We start from the raw sequence: 22,584 nt of genomic DNA on the forward strand, positions 1-22,584 counted from the left end.
GTAACAGCCCCTACCGTTTTGGAAGGGGCTGTGAGTAGGAATATGGTGTCGGCAACGACACTACGCCTATGTCATCACACTTCAAAGTCAGTCTGTGGTTCGTTGCTTGGGGTGATGTGGACTTCCACAATACGATGGCTTTCCACCGCCAAAATAGTGAACTGGTAACCATCGATTGATAGCGTATCACCCACCTGTGGAATTCGCTGCGCGTGTTCCATCAGCAGCCCTGCCAACGTGTAGTATTCACGTTTTGCATCCAGCGCCAGCGGAACATACATTGTCAGGTCTTCCAATGGAATATAGCCATTTACGGTCCAACTGCCATCATCATTTTGCTGAATACTGTGGCGAGCATCGCGATCTTCTCCTTCGCGCGGTAAGTTGCCCGCGATGGTTTCCATCACGTCACTCAATGTGACAATCCCTTCCATCGAACCAAACTCATCAACAACAAATGCAAAATGCGTTCTTCCTTCTCTAAACTGTTCCAGCGCTTGTAAAAGCGAGAGTTGCTCAGGGAAAACCAGTGGCTGACGGATCAGAATACGTGGGTTAAATGGTTCGCGGTTTAGCTGCTGCTGGAGTAAATCGGCAACATTTATGATGCCTAGCGGCTCGTCAGAGGTATTGCTGTCAGTTACCACAAGTCGGGAGTGCTGGTTGCTGGTTAACAGTTTAGCGAGCGCCTCCTGCGTAATATCCAGCTCAACCGACTCGATATCATGCCGCGACGTCATGATGCTGCTGATAGTTCGCTGAGCCAGTCCCAATACCCGCTTTATCATCCGGCGTTCCTGAATATTGAAGACTTCCTGACCTGACCGGGTATTGTCTGCAATCATCGACGAGTTTTGATTGTCCAGCTCAGCTTCTTCATGGTTGCCGCGCAAAATGCGCAAAACGACCTCTGCAGTACGCTGGCGTAGTGGAATAGAAGAAGAAAGAAAACGTCGGCGGTTAAACAGGGAAACCTGATTCAGCATCTCAATCAGTACAGAGAAGCCTATCGCAGCGTAGAGATAGCCTTTGGGAATGTGGTAACCAAACGCATCCGCCACCAGGCTAAAACCAATCATCAGCAGGAAGCTGAGGCACAGGATAACGATGGTCGGGTGTTCAGCGACAAAACGGGTCAGTGGTTTACTGGCCAGCAACATCAGGAAGATGGCGATCGTCACGGCAGACATCATGACCAGCAGATGGTCAGTCATGCCGACAGCGGTAATCACGGAATCCAGCGAGAATATGGCATCCAGTACCACAATCTGGGCGACTACCGGCCAGAAACGTGCACCTTTACGTTGGGCTTGATGCTCCTCATCTTTTCCTTCGAGGCGCTCGTTGAGCTCCATGGTGGCTTTAAAAAGCAGAAATAACCCGCCAACCAGCATGATGACATCGCGAGCACTGAATGTGTGCCCAATAAACGTGAAGAGAGGGGTAGTTAACGACACCAGCCAGGAAATGGAAGCCAGCAGGCCCAATCGCATAATCAGGGCAAGTAACAGACCGACGACTCTGGCTTTGTCACGCTGCTCTTTTGGGAGTTTCTCAGCCAGAATGGCGATGAAGATAAGATTATCAATGCCCAGAACCAGTTCCAGGACAACCAGCGTGGCCAACCCGGCCCATATCGTTGGATCAGCGATCCACTCCATAGCTATTTTTTCACCTTTAAATGAACGTAACCTTAATAGCGTATCAGGGCGCGTGCAGATGAACCAGAATTTGCGGGGATATTCTTTATAGTAAGAGTGTCTCATGGGCAAATACCGAGCAGATAGATGATCTGATAGGCATTATCATTTTCTTGACTCCGAAAAGTATGTAGCTTGGTAGTCTGGTTGGTTAAAAAAAAGACAATAAGCAGGGTTTTAAGAGTGATGCATAAGGTGTCGCACGTTATTGTTTGATAGAGCGGGTATACAGCGCATAGAATAATGTGCCGAGTTAGCAAGGTTTTACGACAGGGATGTGCGTAGTCTTATTCTGAAAAGCCTCTTCCAAGCCATCTTACCCTTGTGCTATTTACGCCGTCGCCAATACTATGGGGGAGTTTAGCTTTTTTATTTAGATAAATTTATATAAATAAATACATTTAATTTTCATTTTTTTTGTCAATCAAAACAGTTAATTAACATAAAATTTGAATGTTTACACATGAGCAGAGGGCTTACGGAGTCAGGGGTTGTCCAGAGGGTGGTGTTCCATACGTTGTTTGACAGCGCATTGGTAGCTATAAGCCAAGGGCGGTAGCGTGCCTAAAGCAAAACATTCACATAACAGGTTGATGATGGTGCAAAAATGCAAGAATTCATGGTGATCTTCCTGAGTGCTTTTATTGCATTGTTCTTAGCAAGAAAAGTAGCAATAAAAGTCGGGCTGGTGGATAAACCTAACGAGCGTAAGAGGCATAGCGGCCATATTCCGCTTGTCGGCGGTGTTTCTATTTATATAGCCCTGTGGGTGATGTATGCATTTGATCCAGAGTGGCTCCCTCATTTCTCTCTCTATATGATTTGTGCGACGGCATTACTGATAGTCGGTGTGCTGGATGACAGATTTGATCTTCCCGTCCTTCCCCGCGTTGGTTTGCAGGCATTGGTGGCGGGTCTGATGATGTACGCAGGGCTATATCTGGTGTCCTTCGGCAAGATATTATTCGGTTATGAACTGCTTTTAGGAATTTTCGGTTATACGGTTACGCTTTTTGCGGTGTGGGGAGCGATCAATGCTTTTAATATGGTTGACGGTATTGATGGCTTACTGGGCACACTTTCCTGCGTAACATTTGGTGCTTTGGCGGTAGTCTTTTACCTTGACGGGCGACACGAACTTGCACGGTGGAGTTTGTGCTTATTGGCTGCGACGTTACCCTATATTTTGTTAAACCTTGGTGTGCCTTGGGGAACCAAATTTAAAGTGTTTATGGGGGATGCAGGTAGTACTCTCATCGGTTTTACTGTTATCTGGTTGTTGATTTTGGCTACGCAAGGCAATGAGGCCGTGATTCGCCCAGTGACAGCACTGTGGTTAATCGCCATTCCCTTAATGGATATGGTAACGATTATGGTACGTAGAGTTCGTAGAGGGGATAGCCCGTTCAAGCCTGACCGAGAGCATTTGCACCATATATTGATGCGCGCAGGCCTAACGCCAAGACAATCGCTCTTGGCGATTATTATTGTCGCAGTGACTTTGGCCGCTATTGGTATTGTTTGTGAGTTAAGTGGTATAACCGAATCCGTTATGTTAAGCGCATTCCTTGTCGTTTTTGTTGGCTATTTTTGGGCGATTACACGCATATGGCGCTTACTGACGTGGATAAGGCGAGCCGATCATGAGACGCTTAGTATTGCGGAGAAAATGGAACAACGGCGCTAACAGATAAATTAACAATTTTTTACGCTTTAGATTGTAGGTTTGCTTCACTAAACGTCCTATATAATGACTTAATATTTTGTAGGGATTTGCACGATTTTTAATCAAAAAGATGGCATGAACAGGATGATAAAGCACAAATTTAAATTGATACCAATGATGGTATCACTCGCTTTGCTGAGCGGGTGTACCTTAATTCCAGGTAGCCATCTTTCTACGAGTGGCAAAGAGGTTATTGAACAGCAAGACGCTGATTTTAATATTAATAAATTGGTCAATGTCTATCCGCTAACGCCTTATTTAGTGGATAAAATGCGCCCGAAACCGCTGATTGCGCAAACTAACCCCGCGCTAGAGCGTGAACTGCAACAGTATGAATACCGTATTGGCATCGGTGATGTCATCATGGTCACCGTGTGGGATCACCCTGAACTCACTACGCCAGCAGGGACATACCGCACCGCCGCAGATACGGGGAACTGGGTGCATTCCGATGGCACTATCTTCTACCCCTATATTGGTAAGGTGAAAGTTGTAGGTAAAACGGTTACTGAGGTACGTGAGGAAGTTACGTCCCGCTTGGCTACTTATATCGAATCCCCACAGGTTGATGTAAGTATTGCCGCTTTCCGTTCTCAAAAGGCGTATGTGACGGGGGAAGTGAAAACCTCTGGTGAACAGTCTATTACTAATGTGCCACTAACCATTCTCGATGCGATTAATAAAGCTGGCGGGTTAAGTGACGATGCAGACTGGCGTAATATTGTGCTGACGCATAATGGTCGAGAAAAACGCATCTCTCTTCAGGCGCTGATGCAAAACGGCGACCTCTCTCAAAATACGCTACTGTACCCTGGCGATATCCTTTACATCCCCCGTAATGATGACCAGAAAGTGTTCGTCATGGGCGAAGTCAAGAAACAAAGCACGTTCAAAATGGACCGTAGCGGTATGACTTTGACAGAGGCCTTGGGAAATGCTGAAGGCATGGATCAAACGCTGGCCGATGCAACAGGCGTGTTTGTTATTCGTCCTCTTCGAGGAACTCAAGGGCCAAAGTTGGCGGATATCTATCAGCTCAACGCTGCTGATGCCACTTCGCTTGTTATGGGGACTGAATTCCAGCTTCAGCCTTATGATGTGGTTTATGTCACCACTGCACCAATTTCACGTTGGAACCGCCTAATTTCACAGCTTGCACCGACGATCTCTGCGTTTAACGATTTGAGTGAGGGTAGTCTGCGAGTTCGCACCTGGCCATAGAGATAACTATGTTTGATTCTATATTAGTTGTTTGTGTAGGTAACATCTGCCGTTCCCCTACGGGAGAGCGGTTATTAAAACAGGCATTGCCTAGCAAAAAAATTTCATCCGCGGGGTTAGGCGCGCTGGTTGGAAAACCTGCAGACGCGGTCGCAGCAGATGTAGCGAACCAGCATAATCTTTCTCTTGATGGTCATGAAGCACAGCAACTGACTTCAGCGCTATGTCGACAATATGATCTTATTTTGGTTATGGAGAAAGGACACATTGATGGTGTGTGCCGTATTGCGCCAGAAGTCCGAGGCAAGACAATGCTGTTTGGCCGTTGGCTTAATCAGCAAGAGATTGCGGATCCATACCGAAAAAGTCGTGAAGCATTTGAATTCGTTTACTTGCAACTTGAGCAGTCTGCCCAGAAATGGGTGCAAGCATTAAGCCGTTAACAAGTCAGGGAAACCCATGGCAGAGAAAATTTCAGTAAAAGCATCCGAAACGAATACGGATGAGATTGATTTGGGTCATTTGTTGGGAATATTGCTGGATAACCGTTGGTTAATTATTGGTGTTACTGCAGTTTTCACAATCATTGGTATTCTTTACGCAACCTTTGCTACGCCGATTTATAAAGCAGATGCGCTCGTTCAGGTGGAACAAAGTTCTGGTAACTCTTTGCTGAAAGATATTTCCAGCGTGTTGCCCGATGCGAAACCGGAGTCGGCTGCTGAAATTGAATTGATTAAATCTCGTATGGTGGTCGGTAAGACGGTTAACGATCTTTCTTTGGAGATTGTAGCACAACAAAAATACTTCCCTGTTTTTGGTAAGGGCTTTGCTCGTTTAATGGGTGAAGAATCTGGAAGAATCGCAGTATCGAGATTGGAAGTTCCCAAATCATGGGAAGATGAGACAATCAACCTTCATGTTATTGATGACCAAAATTATTTAATCGAAGCAGGGGATTCTATAAAATTTAATGGAAAGGTTGGGCAGATAGAAAAAAATAACGGCCTTTCTTTATTAGTTAGTGATATTAAGGCAGATGAAGGCACCGTTTTTCGTATTAAGAAGTTAAATACAATTACAGCAATTAATAATGTATTAACCAGCCTCACCGTCGCTGATAAAGGTAAAGATACTGGGGTTCTGTCTCTAAGTTATGAAGGTGAAGATCCAGAGTTAACTAATAAAGTATTGAATAGCATCAGTAAAAATTATTTGCAACAAAATGTTGAACGTAAATCGGAAGAAGCAGGGAAAAGTTTGGAGTTTCTCAAAGAGCAACTTCCAAACGTACGGTTGACGCTTGATGAAGCGGATAATAAGTTAAACAACTATCGGCAAAAGAATGAATCGGTTGATTTGTCACTAGAAGCTAAAGCAGTTCTTGATACGATGGTATCAGTTGAATCTCAGCTTAACGAATTAACATTTAAAGAAGCCGAAATATCAAAACTATACACCAAAGAACACCCTGCTTACCGTGCGTTGATGGAAAAACGAAAAACGTTGGAAGAAGAGCGAGAAAAAGTCAATAAGCGTGTAGGTGTGATGCCGAAAACTCAGCAGGAAATATTGCGCTTAACGCGTGATGTCAATGTAGGGCAAGAAGTGTATATGCAGTTACTGAATAAGCAGCAGGAACTGAGTATTAACAAAGCGAGTACGGTCGGTAATGTCCGTATTATTGATGCTGCAGCACTTCAGCTTAAGCCTGTAAAACCGAAAAAACTTATTATTGTTTTACTTACGTTAATCATCGGTGCTGTGATATCAACGGTATTTGTTCTATTGAAAACTTTTTTACACAAAGGAATTGAAAGCCCAGAGCAACTGGAGGAGATGGGTATTAATGTTTATGCCAGCGTTCCTTTATCTGAATGGCAGCAGAAGAAAGACAGAGCGTTATTAGGGAAAGGAAAGAAAGGCAATACCCGCTCTACAGAGCTGCTGGCTGTGGGTAACCCTGCTGATATTGCTATTGAAGCGATTAGAAGCCTGCGCACTAGTCTGCATTTCGCGATGATAGAAGCCAAGAATAATGTATTGATGATCTCGGGGGCTAGCCCGGCAATTGGTAAAACGTTCGTCAGTGCAAACCTTGGTGCAGTTATCGCGCAATCAGGACAGCGTGTATTGATCATTGATTGTGACATGCGAAAAGGGTACGCACATGAATTGATGGGAACTCATGGCACGGATGGTCTATCTGATATATTGTCTGGACAGACGGCAGTAGAGAAGAGTGTCCGTAAAACTGCTGTAGAGAATATGGATTTTATCCCTCGTGGGCAAATCCCACCTAATCCTTCTGAGCTATTAATGCATAGCCGTTTTTCTCAGTTTATTGACTGGGCTTCTGAACATTATGATATCGTGTTATTAGATACGCCACCAATTCTAGCTGTTACTGATGCCGCAATTATAAGTCGTAATGCAGGAACCTCTCTTTTGGTTGCTCGGTTTGAAGTAAATACACTGAAAGAGATAGAGGTGAGTGTTCGTCGATTTGAACAGAATGGGACAGAAATTAAAGGTGTTATTCTGAATGCGATTGTAAAACGTGCAGCTAGCTATTACGGTTATGGGAATTATAATTACTATACCTATGACTATAAGTCAGAGAAAAATAGTTAGTAATTTTAAATATGCAGTTATCCGTAGTAAGTGTCGAGTTTATATCTATTCGATACTTACTACCTGACGCTGAGTTTATATAACTGATATATCAATAAATAACTATTTCTTAAATTGATCGTGAAATCGTTTCTCCCGCCGATAATGCAAAACATGATTTAGTTTAGTGTTGGGGTTCATAATAACTCAATTAGCCTTCTATATTTTAGATATAGAAGGAAAAGGCTGAGATGAAAACTGCCTTTCTAGGGTACATCATCTGGCCTGAAATTTTTTGATAAAGTTACAAGTTATCAATCCGTCTAATTAAAAATCAATGTGATTAATATTTAGATATCTTAGCGCAGAATGGTGGAATTGATTTATGCAAGTAAAGATTATACAACTGCAAACATACGGTGACGACCGTGGTGCATTAGTTGCGCTAGAGCAAGGGAAAAACATTCCATTTGAAATTAAGCGTGTATACTATTTGTTTAAAACTAAAGAAGGTGTTCGCCGAGGGTTTCATGCTCATAAAACCTTAGAACAAGTAGCTATTGCTGTTCGGGGTTCATGTCGATTTTTATTAGATGATGGGAATGAAAAAGTTGAATTAGTATTAGACAATCCAGCACAAGGCGTTGTTATTGAGCCCCATTTTTGGCATGAAATGTATGATTTTTCTGAAGACTGTGTACTGATGGTATTAGCCAATCAGCCTTACGATGAATCAGACTATATTCGCGATTATGATGCATTTATTCTTTCTATCACAAAGTGAAGAAATAATATGTTAAAACTCATTGAGTACGATAGAAGTTTTCTAGACTTAAGTTGGATATGGCTAAATGATCCAGAAATAAAAAAAATGACAATGACACCATCTTTTACGAAAGAACAACAAGATGAGTTTTTTAATACATTAAAACAACGTGATGATTATATTATCTATGGTGTTGTGTACGGTGACGAGAAAATTGGTGTTGCAGGGATAAAAAACATTCACAATACTGAAGCTGAATATTGGGGATATATAGGGGAAAAAAAATTTTGGGGGATGAAATTAGGTGAAGTAATTATTGATAAAATGTTAGAGGTTGCGAACGTTAAAAGTATAGAAAGGCTAACATTGAAAGTCGTTGAATCAAATAAAAGAGCTATAGCGCTCTACCATAAAAAGGGATTTGTTGTTTATGATTATAAATGTGGAATTTTTTATATGGAAAGGAGAGTGTTAGCACTATGATCTCACTGTCAAAACTAGACGTAAATAATTATCTTGATTGGGATTTTGTTGTTGAAAATTCAAAAAATGGGACGTTTATTTTTTTGATTGATTATTTTAAATATCATGAAGATAGATTTAAAGATGAATCAATAATCGCATACAAGAATGAAAAACCAATTGCTGTTTTTCCTGCAAATGGAATTGATAATGTGATTTTTAGTCATTCAGGATTGACGTATGGTGGGTTGATATATAATAAATCATTACATGCAAACGATGTATTGGATATATTTTCATTAATCAAAGCATATTATGCTAACAGAGGTTTTGAAAAAATAACATACAAATGTATTCCATCTGTTTTTAGTACGTATCCTGCTGAAGAAGATTTATATGCACTCTTTAGAAATAATGGTACGCTAGTTAGGCGAGATTTATCATCGGTTATTGATTTAAAAAACAGACCTAAGTTTTCTGATTCACGGAAAAATGTAATAAAAAAAGCAATAAAAAATGATGTTGTTATTGAGAGCTCAGAAGACTTTAGTGGTTTTCATTCTTTATTAAGTGATGTCCTTTTGAAATTTGATTCAAAGCCTGTCCATTCTATAAGTGAGTTAAAACTATTAGCATCTAGGTTTAAAGATAATATAAAATTATATGTAGCCTTTAAATCTAGTCAATTGATTGCCGGGTGTATAATTTATGATTTTGGGCATATAGTCCATACTCAATATCTTGCTTCCAGTACTGAGGGAAGAAAGTATGGTGCATTAGATTATATTCTTAGCTACCTGATTACCGATGTATATTCTGAGCGCAGTTATTTTAGCTTCGGTATTTCTACAGAGAAAGCTGGAAGTTATCTTAATGAAGGCCTTGTGGCTCAAAAAGAAGGGTTCGGTGGGCGAGGAATTGTTCATGACTTTTATGAGTGGGATTTGAGAGAATGATAAATTTTTTAGATTTAAAGGATGTAAATGGTAGATATCAAAAAGAATTCATTGAAGTGGCTAGTCGTGTAATTTCATCAGGATGGTATATCTCAGGAAATGAGCTTTCTGAGTTTGAAAAAAAATTTTCAGCTTATTGTAATACAGAACATGCGATCGGTGTTGCTAACGGCTTAGATGCTCTTATTCTTACGCTCAGAGCATGGAAAGAATTAGGGAAACTAAAAGACGGTGATGAAGTTATTGTACAAGCAAATACTTATATCGCTTCTGTGCTTGCTATTACCGAAAACAACTTGACTCCTGTTTTAGTGGAACCAAATCCAGAAACTTACAACTTGTGTCCCGCTACTATAAAAGCAGCAATCACATCGAATACCAAAGTTATTCTACCTGTTCATCTTTATGGTCAGATTAGTCCCATGGATGAAATTATGGAGATTGCTAAAACACACAAACTCCTTGTTCTTGAAGATTGTGCTCAGGCTCATGGTGCGCTTTTCAATGGCAAGAAAGCAGGGGCGTGGGGTGATGCAGCAGGTTTTAGTTTTTATCCTGGTAAGAATCTTGGCGCATTAGGTGATGCTGGTGCTATTACGACTAATAACGATGAATTGGCAGATGCATTAAAAGCTCTGAGAAATTATGGTTCACACAAAAAATACGAAAATCTTTACCAAGGCGTAAATAGCCGACTTGATGAGCTTCAGGCAGCGTTGTTGGCAGTAAAGTTAAAATATTTAGATGAAACTAATAATAGAAGGCAGGAAATTGCTAAAATTTATTGTTCTGGTATCACTAATGAATTGATTTTATTACCTCATTTCCCTGAGCAGATTTCTGAACATGTATGGCACCTTTTTGTAATTCAGTGTGATAGTAGAAATAAGTTACAAAAGTATCTTTCAGATAAAGGGATTCAGACATTAATTCATTATCCTACTCCCCCACATCTTCAGCAAGCCTACCGGGAATTAGGTCTCAGAGAAGGATCTTTGCCTATTACTGAATCTATTCATAATAAAGTATTAAGTTTGCCGATGGGGCCAACATTATCTAATACAGAAGTACAAACCGTTATTACGGCGCTAAATGAGTATCAAGGATGAAAAAACTACTTTCAGTAACTCTTCTTAGTGGGTTATTGACATTGGCAAAAATGGGATGTGGGTTTGTTATTGCCAAGATAGTTGCCATATATACTGGCCCGTCAGGAATGGCTATGTTGGGCCAGATTCAGAGCATTGTGATAAGTCTTAATGGTATTGTGAACGCTCCTGTCAGCAGTTGTGTTGTTCGTTATACTGCTGAGTTTGAAAAAGAAGGAATAGAGGCATGTGCTCCTTGGTGGAAAGCTAGCCTGTGGTGGTTGGTAGTTATACTGTGTATTTTAATGCCTACCTGCTTTTTATTAGGGCATGAATTATCTGGTTGGTTGCTGAATAACTCGAGTTATGCTTGGGTTATTTGGATTATCACCGCGTCATTACCTATTGCAGCTCTTGGTACGTTAGTTAATTCTGTAATTAATGGATATCAGCAATATCGACGTTTTGTGGCATTAGGCGCAATATCGACGGCCCTCTCATGTATATTAATGATAACATTGATAATTAATTTTGGCATAAAAGGTGCGCTATCAGCTGCAGCAGTCCAATCAGGGCTCATTGGATTAATTCTTACTTTTAGTGCTCTACGCCAACCTTGGACTAAATTAAGCTATTGGTGGGGGGAGGTAGATAAAGAACATAAAAAGAAAATCGGTAACTATGTTCTAATGGCTTCGACCACTGCTTTGACAGCGCCAATAGCATTAATTGGAATTAGAAATATTCTAATTAGTCATGTTGGCTGGGAGGCAGCAGGGCAATGGCAAGCCGTTTGGCGGATCTCGGAAGTCTACCTTGGTGTTATTACTATTGCGTTAAGCACTTATTACTTACCTAAATTATCAACACTAAAAGATGTTAAAAGTATTCGAACTGAGATTAACCAGACTGTAAAAATTATGGTTCCTATTGTTTCAGTTATGGCGCTTGGTGTGTATTTTTTTAGAGATATTGCAATCAGTTTGCTTTTTACCGAGGAATTTAGGGCGGCTAGAGAGTTATTTGCTATCCAACTTGTTGGGGATGTAATAAAAATTACCAGTTGGCTATATGCATATCCGATGCTGTCACGTGGCGCTACTAAGTGGTTTGTATCAACTGAGATCGTTTTTTCTGTCACCCTAGTTACCTTAACCTATATTCTTGTACCCTTGTATTCTACTCAAGGGGCGAATATTTCTTATTTTATTAACTATTCCTTTTATCTTTTATTTGTTGTGAGATTTTTTGGCCGTTATTCTCGGTGATGTTAATTTATTATGAGGCCTCCCTTTTTGGGAAGTATTGTACCTCGGTCGTAGTTGAAAATAAATTGTATTGGAAGTATATGGAAAATATAAAAGATGAGAAAAGATGATATATTAAAAATTCCGTTTATATCGGTATTGGCATTAGTGTTATCAGGTGTCGCGGGGAGTAGGTTTTTTGGTCCCGACCCTGATTTTTCAAATTATGTTGATATGCTTACTTATCCAAATTATATTGAAAGGGTTGTGGATTTATTTTTTCAATTTATGATTTTCTTGAATGCTAATGTTTTCCCTAATTATTGGTTTGTCTTTTTTATTTATGCAACATTAGGTGTTTCAATAAAAATTATTGCTATATTTAAATTTTCTGAACATCCAGGTTTGAGTTGTTGTGTCTATGTGATGATGTTTTACCTGCTTCATGAGTATACACAGATTCGTGGTGGTGTGGCTGCAGGGGTTTTATTATTTTCGTTTTATTATATTTATGCTGGGGATTTTAAAAAATTCTTAGCATCACTTTTGATTGCAAGTTTGTTTCATTTATCTTCTTTAATTGTACTTCCTTTTTATTTTCTGGTGAGGAAATATAATCTTCGTTATTTTTTCTTTGTTACTATTATTGTTTTTTTATCTGCCGTTTTCTCCTATGTCTCGGGGGATTTCGTCAGGTCTATTGTCCATGCTTATATGTCTACCAATGATAGTGGGATTAATTTAGGTGCAGTTATTGATTTTAATTTACTGAATAAAATGAACCTGTCACATTTTATTATTTCACTGGTATGTTATTTTTTTTATACGAGAGGAGTAGCCTTTAAACAGAGCGAATTATCAGTTGTATATATAAAGTTGTTGTTTGTTGGTGTTAGTTCGTTTTATTTTTTTGGGGCGTTGGGATTAGTTGCTACGGCATATAGAATTAGTTATATTTTTTTGCCTGTTCTTATTTTTATTATTCCGATGTTAGTCTACGTAATAAAGCCAAGAGTTATACCTTTGGTTATTGTTCTTTTATACCTTTTAATAAATTTATTCTATCTTATAGATAATGTGATTTGGGTAAATCAATGACGTATGATATATGTATTATTTGTGTCCTGTATTCTAAACAACCAATAGAAACTGCAACTGTTAAATCTTTATTGGAAAATCAGCATTACTTAGAATCAAAAAAAGTTACTTTATGTTTCTGGGATAATTCAATACAGGGTTTTAGTGCGTCATCGTTGTCCAATTTTACTGTGCCGACAGAATATTACCATACTGGGGTTAATACATCTTTGTCTGAAGTGTATAATAAAATAATATCTGATATTGATGCTAGTAGTTATATTATTTTTGATGATGATTCTGATTTTAGTATTGAATATTTTACTTGTTTAGATGGTTTTTTTCAGTCTGATGAGAAAATAGCTTGCCCTATTATATATAATGGTGAGCATTTAATTTCCCCTGGAGTTGTTAGAGGAGTTAGAGGTGCTGAAATTACTGAGTCTTGTCTAAAAAAATCTACTGGCAACCCTGATTTGATTTCTATAATGAGCGGCACGGTTATTAAGAAGAGTGTACTTGATTTTATAAAATTTGATGAGAGACTCTCTTTGTATGGAATCGACACTAAATTTTATCTTTCTGCTAAAAAAAATAAAATTAATATCTACATTCTTCCTTATCGTATGAATCATAATAGTGCGTTACATGAAGTTACTGATGTGGAAAATCATATAAAACGCTTGATTGTTATGCTGAAGAGTAAGTGGGTTGTTTTTGATGATGTGCCTTTTTATAAAATCAAATTAGTGTTATACATTAGTGCGTTGAGTCTTTATTTGTCTATTAAAAAGGATGTTAGATATATTAAGCTACTAAAATCCATTTCTTATTTTAAATGACCTCAATGTTGCCGATTGATAATCATCCAGATGTATATGTGAAAAAAATTCCTGCTTTTCTTATTTCCTAGTGCTTTTTTAAATTTTATGTGGCGCAAGTATGGTTGTTTATATTTTCCCTTTTTATGTATAGGAGTTTTGTTTTGAAAATATTGATTCCAATTCTTGGTTTTGGTAAATCTGGCGGAGAGAGAGTTTTATCTAAACTAGCAACAGAGTTGGTGAATAAAAATCATGATGTTATCTTTGTTGTGCCAGAAAAGAAAGCTACGCCGTATTATCCAACAAAAGCTAAAGTGGTTACTACAAAGCAGGTAACTAATAGTAATAGATATATTAATCTAATACTATCGATGTACTATATGCGAAAATGTTGCCGAAATTTAAACCCGGATGTTGTTATAGCCAATTTTAATATTACGGCCTATATAGTTGCTTTTTTACCAAAAAAAATAAAGAAATTCTACTACGTACAAGCATATGAGGTTATATTTTTTAAAAATAAATTTCTCAAGTTTTGCGCTTATATGACTTATTTTTTACCATTAAAAAAAATTGTTAATCATGAGTTCATTTTACCAAGGGAAGTTAATAATTATGTATCTATAGTTCCTGCTGGAATCGATACCGGTGTTTTTTATCCTAATATAAAAAAACAGTATGGAAAAAAAAATGCAATAGGAATTATAGGCAGGGAGGAACGGCATAAAGGAACATCAGATATGATTTCTGCATTGCTAAAATGGAATGGTCGGGAAAATATTCATTTGAATGTGGCTGTATATTTAAGTGATATAGATAAAAGGAAGCTAGAAAATAGTGGTGTCGAGTTTTCATTTTTCCCTATCTCTAATGATGAGGAATTAGGCGAATTTTATCGTAAAAACGACCTAATGTTGGCAGTTGGTCTTGTTGAAGATGGAGCATTTCATTATCCATGTGCTGAGTCGATGGCTTGCGGGTGTATTGTTATATCTAATTATTCACCTTTAGCATATACAAAAAGTAGATTTAAAATAGACACTTTCAACGAAAATGTGATAATCGAGAAATTAAATGAATTTAATCAACTTACCATTTCTGAAGTTGAAAATGAAATAAAAATTAATTCTTTTGAAATAAATAAGATTTCTTGGGAAAAGATAGGAGATAAGTTCAATAAAGCATTGCTTGATTAGAACTGCTAAATGGATTGTAGTTTAAATTCTGTAATTGCATTTTCGATATAAATTGACATTGTTATGACATTAGAATTTGAACTGATTTTTACCAGTGCCACACCAATATTGAAAAGAATTTCACATGACAACAATCTTTTTTGTACATTTATTTAATGACTATAGTGGTAGTCCCAGGGTATTGCGTGATGCAATCGATGCAATACAAGATGAATGTGAAAGTGACGTCCATATTATCAGCAGTGATACGTCTGGTTTTTTGAGTGAAGCTGGTCGTTATCATGTGGTTCCATATCATCCACATGACAATAAATATATGCAACTTTTTCGGTATATAGTTTCGCAGATAGTTACGTTCGTATTACTCTCATATTTGCTGATAAGAGAGCGTTTAAAAGGTAATACTACTATTGTTTTGGTGAACACATTGCTACCGTTTGGTGGTGCTATCGCAGCTAAATTACTGGCACGTCGAACTATAATTTATATACATGAAACACATATTCGTCCTCGTGTATTAATGTCGTTTTTATCAATGATAGCTGATTGGTGCGCAGATCAAGCTTTATATGTATCTCGTTACGTTCAGCAGACGGTTGACCTAAAAAAAACACTAAATAATGTAGTCTACAATGGTCTAAGACGCGATTTTAAAGTGCCTGAGTTACAGCCAATGATGAAATTTGAAGGGAAAAAAGTTCTCTTTGTTGGTTCTCTTAAAGCTTATAAAGGTATTTTTACTTTTGTTTCATTAGCTAAGCGATTACCTACTGTGAATTTTATTGCATTGTTAAATACTTCTGAATCGAGCTTCAAAAAATTTCAGGATGAAATAATAGATATACCCAATTTCTCTGCTTATCGCTCTCCTGAGAATATAAATGACTTTTTTGCTAATGCATTCATGGTTGTAAATTTGAGTAATCCAACCCAATGGGTTGAAACGTTTGGGCTAACTTTACTTGAAGGAATGAGTTTCGGGGCTCCGGTGATCGCTCCACCCTATGGTGGACCAGTTGAATTGGTGAATGATGAGGTTGGACGCTTGATTGAACCCAGCAATTTGGATGAAATCACTGCTTTTATTTCAGAGTTGTCGATTGATTTTGAGCGTTGGAATATTTTGTCAAAAAATTGTCTTCGCCATGCTACTGCATTTTCATCGGATAACTACAAAAAAAATATTCTCAATATTATTCGAAATATTTAAAAGTAACATGGGATTAAAATTGAAAACAAAAAAATTACATATTGCTGTTGTTGGCACTGTAGGCTTGCCTGCCTGTTATGGTGGCTTTGAGTCTTTAGTTGAGAACTTAGTTGATAACTGTTCTCGAGATGTCTCCTATACGGTTTTTTCGTCATCTAAAGCCTATTCTGAGAAAATAACAACGTATAAAGATGCAAGTATTTGTTATGTACCACTTTACGCCAATGGTATACAAAGTATTCCCTATGACATACTGTCGCTGGTGAAGGCATTATTTATTCAACCAGATGTAACGCTTATTCTTGGTGTGTCCGGCTGTATTTTTCTCCCTATTTTTCGTTTGTTTTATCGGGGGAGAATAATTACTAATATTGATGGTTTGGAATGGAAGAGAGAAAAATGGCAGGGATGGGTTAAACGATTTCTACGATTAAGTGAACGCTGTGCTGTACGCTTTTCCGATGTGGTAATTGCGGATAATCAGGCGATTACTGATTATGTGGCTAATGAATATAAAGTTAACGCATTAACTATTGCTTATGGTGGTGACCATGCGTTGGCGGTTAAAGAACAGTATAGTAAAATTAATGTTACTCCTTATTTTTTGTCAGTCTGCCGCATTGAGCCAGAAAATAATGTTGAGATGATATTAGATAGTTTTTCTCGATGCCCTCAATATCGAATTAAATTTGTCGGAAATTGGGATAATAGCGAATATGGTCGTAGGCTGAAGAGTAAATTTAGTTCATGTGCTAATATTGAAATCATTGATCCTATTTATAATGTCGATGTCTTATATGAATTGCGTAGTCAGTGTATTAGTTATATCCATGGACATTCTGCTGGAGGAACTAATCCCTCATTAGTCGAAGCTATGCATTTTTCGAAAATTATTTTCGCTTATGATTGTAGCTTTAATCGTTTTACAACTGAGGATAGTTGTTATTATTTTTCAAGTGCGGAAAATTTAGCACGACAAATCGCCGATATTACTGGTAGTCATCATTGTGCTATGGCTGAAAAAATGAAAAGCATTGCCATGCGTCGTTATACGTGGAATGTAGTGCGGGAACAGTATGAGTCCATCTATGTTCTTCGTAAATCAGGCGCGGAAGGTATAAGTGAAAAAAATAAAGAAACAATTTGATTATTAGATAGTGAGGTTGTATTAAATATTTTCTATTTCAGGAAAGAATCTCCGCTGTGTCTTTCCGCTTATGCGGAAAGACAGGTAGAAATGACCCCATATTAAGACGATAACATAACAGCAAGAGCTTTATTCCAATCGGATAACTTGATGCCCAAACATTGAATTTTTTCACACTTCAACGTGGAGTAAGCTGGTCGATGAGCGGGAGTAGGGTATTGTTCTGTAGAAATTGACGTCAACTCTGGTTCCTTGTTGAATATCGATTCACGCACTGCTGTAAAAAAAATCGCCTGTGCAAATTCATACCAACTCACCTCTTTATCGCCGCTGTAGTGATAGATCCCCCCTGCTGCGTTCCGCTGCAATAAGGCAATAATTGCCTGCGCTAGATCGCCTGCATAAGTAGGGCAACCTCGTTGATCACCTACAATGCTTAACGTATTCCGTTCTTTCCCAAGCCGTAGCATAGTTTTAACAAAATTGTTGCCATATTCACTAAATACCCAAGCGGTGCGAACAATTATTGCTTCTGACGAGGTTTTTATTACTGCCTGTTCACCAGCAAGTTTAGTTTTACCATAAACACTTAGTGGATTTGTCACACTGTCTTCAGCGTAAGGCTCTGTTGCGTCACCATCAAAGACATAGTCGGTGGACACATGGACTAGCTGGATATCTAGTTTGCTGGCGACAATCGCTAAATTTTTCGGGCCTGTAACGTTAATTTTTTCTGCTATTTTAGGCTCTGATTCTGCCTTATCTACAGATGTATAAGCTGCGGCATTAACGATAGCATTCGGTTGGAAATCTTTTACTACTTCTTCAACGCGTTCTAAATTCGTAATATCGAGTTCATTAGAATCGGTTGCTAAAATGTTCCAGTTTGCGGGGAAGCGATCCTGGAAACAGCGCCCCAATTGGCCGTTTGCGCCTGTCAGTAATATTCTCATTTCGTGAGATCCTTGAATAACTTCCCTAATTTATCTTTCTCAGATAGCAACGGATGAGATATTGGCCATTCAATACCAAGATCGGGATCGTTCCATAACAGGCAACCCTCATCGCTGGGGTCATAATAATCTGTACATTTGTATTCAAAATCTGCGATATCAGAGAGTACAACAAATCCATGTGCCAGCCCCGGCGGCAGCCAAAACTGCGCTTTGTTTTCTTCCGATAGTATCAGGCCATGCCATTTCCCGTAGGTAGGGGAATCCTGACGAATATCTACGGCAACATCAAACACCTCGCCGCGTACAACACGGACGAGTTTGCCTTGTGGATTTGTTTTTTGGAAATGTAGACCTCGTAAGACGCCTTTACTTGAGCGAGAATGATTATCTTGAACAAAGTCCAAATCGATATCCAGCATCTCCTGATAGCGTTTCTTTTCAAACGTCTCCAGAAAAAAGCCTCTTGCATCACCGAATACTTTTGGCTGAACGATTTTTGCGCCGTGAATAGCAGTATCAATGATTTGCATGTTATTTCTCTGCGATGAGTTGGGTCAAATATTGTCCATAGGACGTTTTGAACATCACTTTAGCTTGTTCGGCAACTTGCTGGCGGGAAAGCCAGCCTTTGCGAAGTGCGATCTCTTCTAGGCAAGCAACCTTCAGCCCCTGACGCTTTTCGATCGTATGAATAAATTGCGACGCTTCAATTAGACTATCGTGGGTGCCAGTGTCCAGCCAGGCGAAGCCTCTCCCTAGTAGCTCAACTTCCAGTGTGCCTTGTTCAAGATACATTTGGTTCAGTGTGGTAATTTCTAATTCGCCACGGTGTGATGGTTTTACCTGTTTTGCCATCTCCACGACATTTTTATCATAAAAGTAGAGTCCGGTGACGGCCCAGTTTGATTTCGGTTCGGTAGGTTTCTCTTCAATAGATAATGCTCTGAAATCCCGATCAAATTCGACAACACCAAAACGCTCAGGGTCAGTGACCTGATAACCGAAGATCGTTGCCCCTTCTTCTTTTGCCGCCACGGCTTCGAGTTTCTTACCAAAACTTTGTCCGAAATAAATATTATCACCGAGTACTAGCGCACAGCGTTCCCCATTAATGAATTCTTCACCGATGATAAAAGCTTGAGCGAGCCCATCAGGGCTGGGTTGGACCTCGTAGCTAAGTTCAATGCCGAAACGACTGCCATCGCCTAAAAGGCGTTTAAATGCTGGCATATCCTCGGGGGTGGTGATTATCAGTATTTCACGAATACCCGCGAGCATAAGAACTGAAATAGGATAATAAACCATCGGTTTGTCATAAATCGGCAGTAGCTGTTTAGAAACGCCACGAGTAATCGGATATAACCGAGTACCACTTCCACCTGCCAGCACGATCCCTTTCATCAATAACTCCGCTTTTTCATTAGAAATTGTCTTCAAGTAGTCGTTCTAGTATATCACTCTACTCTGACAGAATTTCCTGATGAATCAGAAAAAGTCGATACCTGAGATCGCTTTAGCACTCATTAGGTGTAATCTTAGTGTCATGTGTAGCGTTGTAGCAGTAGGCTACCGAAATAAAAGTGATCGGTCAGATCAAGACTGTTATATAAAACCATCAGATTGAAGAGAGTCAATCCATGACATCATTGAAAGCGATTATCCCCGTAGCAGGCTTGGGGATGAATTTGTTACCGGTGACCAAGGCCATTCCGAAAGAAATGCTACCGCTGGTCGACCGCCCTGTGATTGAGAAGATCGTCAACGAGTGTGTGAGGGCGGGGATTAAAGAAATTGTTCTGGTGACGCATGCGTCAAAAAACGCGATCGAAAACCATTTTGATACCTCCTTTGAGCTTGAATCTTTATTGGAAGAACGTGCAAAGCGACAACTGCTGGCAGAAGTTCAGGCTATCTGTCCGAAAGGCGTGACGATCATGAACGTCCGCCAAGGAGAAACGCTAGGGCTAGGGCATGCGGTCTCCTGTGCTCGTCCAATCGTAGGCGATAATCCGTTTGTGGTGGTATTACCTGATGTCGTGCTGGATGAAAGCACGTCTGATCAGACGCAGGAAAACCTCGCGCTGCTGATTTCCCGTTTTGAAGAAACAGGGCGCAGTCAGGTGTTGGTTAAACATCGACCTTATGAGGTGTTGCCTGAGTATTCTGTTGTTGATTGTGAAAAGCCGTTGGTGAATCCGGGCGATGCGGCCGCGATTACTTCAATGATTGAAAAACCCGAGGCACCTTCCGAAACGGGATCCGACCTTTCTGCTGTAGGCCGCTATGTATTAACTGCCGATGCCTGGGCACTGCTGGATAAAGCGGTACCCGGTGCATGGGGACGCATTCAGTTAACGGATGTGATTGCCGATATGATTGCGACTCAGCAGGTTGATGCGGTGCAGATGTCGGGTAAGAACTTTAACTGCGGCCGTAAGTTGGGTTATGCGCAGGCATTTGTGTCTTATGGGTTACGCAATCCTGAATTTGGTGCCGAATTTAAAGAAAGTATTAAGGTGCTGCTGAAAAAGTAGTATCGAGTGATAACTCGCTGTAAGCCGCAGATCGCTGAATCGTTCTGCGGTTTTTTCTTTTCCTCGCCATATGTTCATGTTGGCGGGAATTTTGCTATCAAACCAATCACTACCCACCCAGGCAAAGCTGAGTTACCATGTTGACCTGTTTTTAAATTGCTTGCGAGGTCGCAACGCGAGACGTTGTCACCGTTGCAGGCAGGTTATCCTTCAGACAGGAGTTGCTTTAATGTCCAAACAGCAAATTGGCGTTGTCGGTATGGCGGTGATGGGGCGCAATCTGGCGCTGAACATTGAGAGCCGTGGCTATAGCGTTTCCATCTTTAACCGTTCTTCCGATAAAACCGATGAAGTTATCGCGGAAAATCCGGGCAAAAAACTGGTGCCTTCTTACACCGTTGAAGCGTTTGTTGAATCCCTGGAAAAACCCCGCCGTATTCTGCTGATGGTGAAGGCTGGTGAAGCAACCGATAAAACGATTGAATCGCTGAAACCTTACCTGGAAAAAGGCGATATTCTGATCGATGGCGGTAATACCTTCTATAAAGATACCATTCGCCGTAACCGCGAACTGTCCGCTGAAGGGTTTAACTTCATCGGGACAGGCGTATCCGGTGGAGAAGAGGGCGCGTTGAAAGGGCCTTCCATCATGCCGGGTGGTCAGAAAGAAGCTTATGAATTGGTTGCACCGATTCTGGAACAGATTGCCGCACGTGCTGACGGCGAAGCCTGTGTGACCTACATTGGCGCGGATGGTGCCGGTCATTATGTCAAGATGGTGCATAATGGCATCGAATACGGCGACATGCAGCTTATTGCCGAAGCCTATGCTTTGCTCAAGCAGGCGCTGAATCTGGACAACGATGAGCTGGCAGCAACGTTCTCTGAGTGGAACAAAGGCGAGTTAAGCAGCTACCTGATTGAAATCACCGCCGATATCTTCAAGAAAAAAGATGAAGAAGGTAAATATCTGGTTGACGTGATTCTGGATGAAGCGGCTAACAAAGGTACCGGTAAATGGACCAGCCAAAGCTCTCTGGATCTGGGCGAACCGTTGTCTCTGATCACGGAATCCGTTTTTGCCCGCTACCTTTCTTCACTGAAAGATCAGCGTGTAGCTGCATCCAAAGTGCTGACTGGTCCAACGGCTCAGCCATTCGGTGGTGATAAAGCTGAGTTTGTTGAGAAAGTGCGCCGTGCGCTGTATCTGGGTAAAATCGTTTCTTATGCTCAGGGCTTCTCACAGTTGAAAGCGGCATCAGACGAGAACAGTTGGGATCTGAACTACGGTGAAATCGCCAAGATTTTCCGCGCGGGTTGCATCATTCGTGCGCAGTTCCTGCAAAAAATCACCGATGCGTACGATCAGAAAGCGGATATCGCTAACCTGTTGTTAGCGCCTTACTTCAAGAAAGTGGCGGACGAATACCAGCAGGCACTGCGTGACGTGGTCTCTTACGCTGTTCAGCAAGGCATTCCGACGCCAACGTTCTCTGCTGCGATCGCCTATTACGACAGCTACCGTTCCGCTGTGCTGCCTGCTAACCTGATCCAGGCTCAGCGCGACTATTTTGGCGCGCATACTTATAAGCGTACGGATAAAGAGGGTGTATTCCATACTGAATGGTTGGAATAATCGTTTCTTATGCCTAAATAATGTAATTGTTTAATAAAACGTCAGATTAGGAAATATCTGGCGTTTTTTATACTATTGAATTAACACATTGATCTCATTGTGATATTTTCGATTTTTTTCCTGATGTACTGTAAGTTTTATTAAAGAAATCTGCTTTTTTACCGAGAACATTGCTGTTTATTACGCTGGGATCTTGCTATTTTTAACTGTGTTGCAAAAATTGAG

20 protein-coding genes are annotated in these 22,584 nt (G+C 40.0%); 16 read left to right on the forward strand and 4 right to left on the reverse strand.

Annotated features, from left to right (window positions below):
* Positions 1–74: 74 nt before the first annotated feature.
* Positions 75–1,661: a TerC family protein gene (locus A7983_RS15645; protein WP_005974046.1), complete on the reverse strand. Its 1,587-nt coding sequence runs from the start codon at positions 1,659–1,661 to the stop codon at positions 75–77.
* A gap of 646 nt (positions 1,662–2,307) precedes the next feature.
* Here A7983_RS15645 and wecA point away from each other — a divergent pair.
* The 14 genes from wecA (at position 2,308) to A7983_RS15715 (ending at position 17,233) form a co-directional block, all read left to right on the forward strand.
* Positions 2,308–3,387 (forward strand): UDP-N-acetylglucosamine--undecaprenyl-phosphate N-acetylglucosaminephosphotransferase, encoded by a 1,080-nt coding sequence (gene wecA / locus A7983_RS15650; protein WP_005974048.1) that lies wholly within the window; start codon positions 2,308–2,310, stop codon positions 3,385–3,387.
* A gap of 123 nt (positions 3,388–3,510) precedes the next feature.
* Positions 3,511–4,647, forward strand: coding sequence for a polysaccharide export protein (locus tag A7983_RS15655; RefSeq protein WP_039477464.1), 1,137 nt, complete (start codon positions 3,511–3,513; stop codon positions 4,645–4,647).
* 8 nt (positions 4,648–4,655) lie between these two features.
* Positions 4,656–5,090 carry an arsenate reductase/protein-tyrosine-phosphatase family protein gene (locus A7983_RS15660; RefSeq protein WP_005974054.1) on the forward strand — a complete coding sequence of 145 codons (435 nt, stop codon included), beginning with the start codon at positions 4,656–4,658 and terminating at the stop codon, positions 5,088–5,090.
* Positions 5,091–5,106: 16 nt separating this feature from the next.
* Positions 5,107–7,281: a tyrosine-protein kinase Wzc gene (gene wzc / locus A7983_RS15665; protein ID WP_005974055.1), complete on the forward strand. Its 2,175-nt coding sequence runs from the start codon at positions 5,107–5,109 to the stop codon at positions 7,279–7,281.
* Between the two features lie 364 nt (positions 7,282–7,645).
* Positions 7,646–8,044: a sugar 3,4-ketoisomerase gene (locus tag A7983_RS15670; RefSeq protein WP_005974056.1), complete on the forward strand. Its 399-nt coding sequence runs from the start codon at positions 7,646–7,648 to the stop codon at positions 8,042–8,044.
* Positions 8,045–8,053: 9 nt separating this feature from the next.
* Positions 8,054–8,509, forward strand: coding sequence for a GNAT family N-acetyltransferase (locus A7983_RS15675; protein ID WP_005974057.1), 456 nt, complete (start codon positions 8,054–8,056; stop codon positions 8,507–8,509).
* Complete coding sequence (locus tag A7983_RS15680) at positions 8,506–9,444, forward strand: GNAT family protein (protein ID WP_005974058.1); 939 nt, start codon at positions 8,506–8,508, stop codon at positions 9,442–9,444. The genes A7983_RS15675 and A7983_RS15680 overlap by 4 nt, the downstream gene beginning before the upstream one ends.
* Positions 9,441–10,553: a DegT/DnrJ/EryC1/StrS family aminotransferase gene (locus A7983_RS15685; RefSeq protein WP_005974059.1), complete on the forward strand. Its 1,113-nt coding sequence runs from the start codon at positions 9,441–9,443 to the stop codon at positions 10,551–10,553. The genes A7983_RS15680 and A7983_RS15685 overlap by 4 nt, the downstream gene beginning before the upstream one ends.
* A complete protein-coding gene (locus tag A7983_RS15690; RefSeq protein ID WP_039477462.1) occupies positions 10,550–11,800 on the forward strand; it encodes an O-antigen translocase in 1,251 nt (416 codons plus the stop codon). Before A7983_RS15685 ends, A7983_RS15690 begins: the two co-directional genes overlap by 4 nt.
* Positions 11,801–11,896: 96 nt before the next feature.
* A complete protein-coding gene (locus A7983_RS15695; RefSeq protein ID WP_005974067.1) occupies positions 11,897–12,877 on the forward strand; it encodes an EpsG family protein in 981 nt (326 codons plus the stop codon).
* Positions 12,874–13,698, forward strand: coding sequence for a glycosyltransferase family protein (locus A7983_RS15700; protein WP_005974071.1), 825 nt, complete (start codon positions 12,874–12,876; stop codon positions 13,696–13,698). Before A7983_RS15695 ends, A7983_RS15700 begins: the two co-directional genes overlap by 4 nt.
* Before the next feature lie 143 nt (positions 13,699–13,841).
* Complete coding sequence (locus A7983_RS15705) at positions 13,842–14,876, forward strand: glycosyltransferase family 4 protein (RefSeq protein WP_005974074.1); 1,035 nt, start codon at positions 13,842–13,844, stop codon at positions 14,874–14,876.
* 124 nt (positions 14,877–15,000) lie between these two features.
* Positions 15,001–16,086 carry a glycosyltransferase family 4 protein gene (locus A7983_RS15710; RefSeq protein WP_005974077.1) on the forward strand — a complete coding sequence of 362 codons (1,086 nt, stop codon included), beginning with the start codon at positions 15,001–15,003 and terminating at the stop codon, positions 16,084–16,086.
* Between the two features lie 7 nt (positions 16,087–16,093).
* Entirely contained in the window at positions 16,094–17,233 is a 1,140-nt protein-coding gene (locus A7983_RS15715; protein ID WP_005974080.1) for a DUF1972 domain-containing protein, read from the forward strand.
* A 101-nt stretch (positions 17,234–17,334) separates the two neighbouring features.
* On the opposite strand, the gene rfbD is transcribed toward A7983_RS15715, so the two are convergent.
* The 3 genes from rfbD to rfbA are packed head-to-tail and all read right to left on the reverse strand — an operon-like array spanning position 17,335 to position 19,590.
* The gene (gene rfbD / locus A7983_RS15720) at positions 17,335–18,186 is read right to left on the reverse strand and encodes a dTDP-4-dehydrorhamnose reductase (RefSeq protein WP_005974082.1); all 852 of its coding nucleotides are present in this window, start codon (positions 18,184–18,186) and stop codon (positions 17,335–17,337) included.
* Positions 18,183–18,719: a dTDP-4-dehydrorhamnose 3,5-epimerase gene (rfbC, locus tag A7983_RS15725; protein WP_005974084.1), complete on the reverse strand. Its 537-nt coding sequence runs from the start codon at positions 18,717–18,719 to the stop codon at positions 18,183–18,185. Before rfbC ends, rfbD begins: the two co-directional genes overlap by 4 nt.
* Before the next feature lies 1 nt (position 18,720).
* Positions 18,721–19,590 carry a glucose-1-phosphate thymidylyltransferase RfbA gene (gene rfbA / locus A7983_RS15730; RefSeq protein WP_005974085.1) on the reverse strand — a complete coding sequence of 290 codons (870 nt, stop codon included), beginning with the start codon at positions 19,588–19,590 and terminating at the stop codon, positions 18,721–18,723.
* A gap of 236 nt (positions 19,591–19,826) precedes the next feature.
* On the opposite strand from rfbA, the gene A7983_RS15735 reads away from it, so the two are divergent.
* Together A7983_RS15735 and gndA are read left to right on the forward strand one after the other, a co-directional pair.
* Positions 19,827–20,723: a sugar phosphate nucleotidyltransferase gene (locus A7983_RS15735; RefSeq protein WP_005974087.1), complete on the forward strand. Its 897-nt coding sequence runs from the start codon at positions 19,827–19,829 to the stop codon at positions 20,721–20,723.
* A 229-nt stretch (positions 20,724–20,952) separates the two neighbouring features.
* Entirely contained in the window at positions 20,953–22,359 is a 1,407-nt protein-coding gene (gndA, locus tag A7983_RS15740; RefSeq protein WP_005974091.1) for an NADP-dependent phosphogluconate dehydrogenase, read from the forward strand.
* Positions 22,360–22,584: the final 225 nt, after the last annotated feature.

It is taken from the genome of Pectobacterium wasabiae CFBP 3304 (assembly GCF_001742185.1).
GTDB classification, from domain to species: Bacteria; Pseudomonadota; Gammaproteobacteria; order Enterobacterales; family Enterobacteriaceae; genus Pectobacterium; species Pectobacterium wasabiae.

Excerpts from the sequence above, each read along its gene's own strand:
- A7983_RS15645 (WP_005974046.1), bottom strand. The coding sequence starts at position 1,661 with ATGGAGTGGATCGCTGATCCAACGATATGGGCCGGGTTGGCCACGCTG.
- wecA (WP_005974048.1), top strand. The coding sequence starts at position 2,308 with ATGCAAGAATTCATGGTGATCTTCCTGAGTGCTTTTATTGCATTGTTC.
- A7983_RS15655 (WP_039477464.1), top strand. The coding sequence starts at position 3,511 with ATGATAAAGCACAAATTTAAATTGATACCAATGATGGTATCACTCGCT.
- A7983_RS15660 (WP_005974054.1), top strand. The coding sequence starts at position 4,656 with ATGTTTGATTCTATATTAGTTGTTTGTGTAGGTAACATCTGCCGTTCC.
- wzc (WP_005974055.1), top strand. The coding sequence starts at position 5,107 with ATGGCAGAGAAAATTTCAGTAAAAGCATCCGAAACGAATACGGATGAG.
- A7983_RS15670 (WP_005974056.1), top strand. The coding sequence starts at position 7,646 with ATGCAAGTAAAGATTATACAACTGCAAACATACGGTGACGACCGTGGT.
- A7983_RS15675 (WP_005974057.1), top strand. The coding sequence starts at position 8,054 with ATGTTAAAACTCATTGAGTACGATAGAAGTTTTCTAGACTTAAGTTGG.
- A7983_RS15680 (WP_005974058.1), top strand. The coding sequence starts at position 8,506 with ATGATCTCACTGTCAAAACTAGACGTAAATAATTATCTTGATTGGGAT.
- A7983_RS15685 (WP_005974059.1), top strand. The coding sequence starts at position 9,441 with ATGATAAATTTTTTAGATTTAAAGGATGTAAATGGTAGATATCAAAAA.
- A7983_RS15690 (WP_039477462.1), top strand. The coding sequence starts at position 10,550 with ATGAAAAAACTACTTTCAGTAACTCTTCTTAGTGGGTTATTGACATTG.
- A7983_RS15695 (WP_005974067.1), top strand. The coding sequence starts at position 11,897 with ATGAGAAAAGATGATATATTAAAAATTCCGTTTATATCGGTATTGGCA.
- A7983_RS15700 (WP_005974071.1), top strand. The coding sequence starts at position 12,874 with ATGACGTATGATATATGTATTATTTGTGTCCTGTATTCTAAACAACCA.
- A7983_RS15710 (WP_005974077.1), top strand. The coding sequence starts at position 15,001 with ATGACAACAATCTTTTTTGTACATTTATTTAATGACTATAGTGGTAGT.
- A7983_RS15715 (WP_005974080.1), top strand. The coding sequence starts at position 16,094 with ATGGGATTAAAATTGAAAACAAAAAAATTACATATTGCTGTTGTTGGC.
- rfbD (WP_005974082.1), bottom strand. The coding sequence starts at position 18,186 with ATGAGAATATTACTGACAGGCGCAAACGGCCAATTGGGGCGCTGTTTC.
- rfbC (WP_005974084.1), bottom strand. The coding sequence starts at position 18,719 with ATGCAAATCATTGATACTGCTATTCACGGCGCAAAAATCGTTCAGCCA.
- rfbA (WP_005974085.1), bottom strand. The coding sequence starts at position 19,590 with ATGAAAGGGATCGTGCTGGCAGGTGGAAGTGGTACTCGGTTATATCCG.
- A7983_RS15735 (WP_005974087.1), top strand. The coding sequence starts at position 19,827 with ATGACATCATTGAAAGCGATTATCCCCGTAGCAGGCTTGGGGATGAAT.
- gndA (WP_005974091.1), top strand. The coding sequence starts at position 20,953 with ATGTCCAAACAGCAAATTGGCGTTGTCGGTATGGCGGTGATGGGGCGC.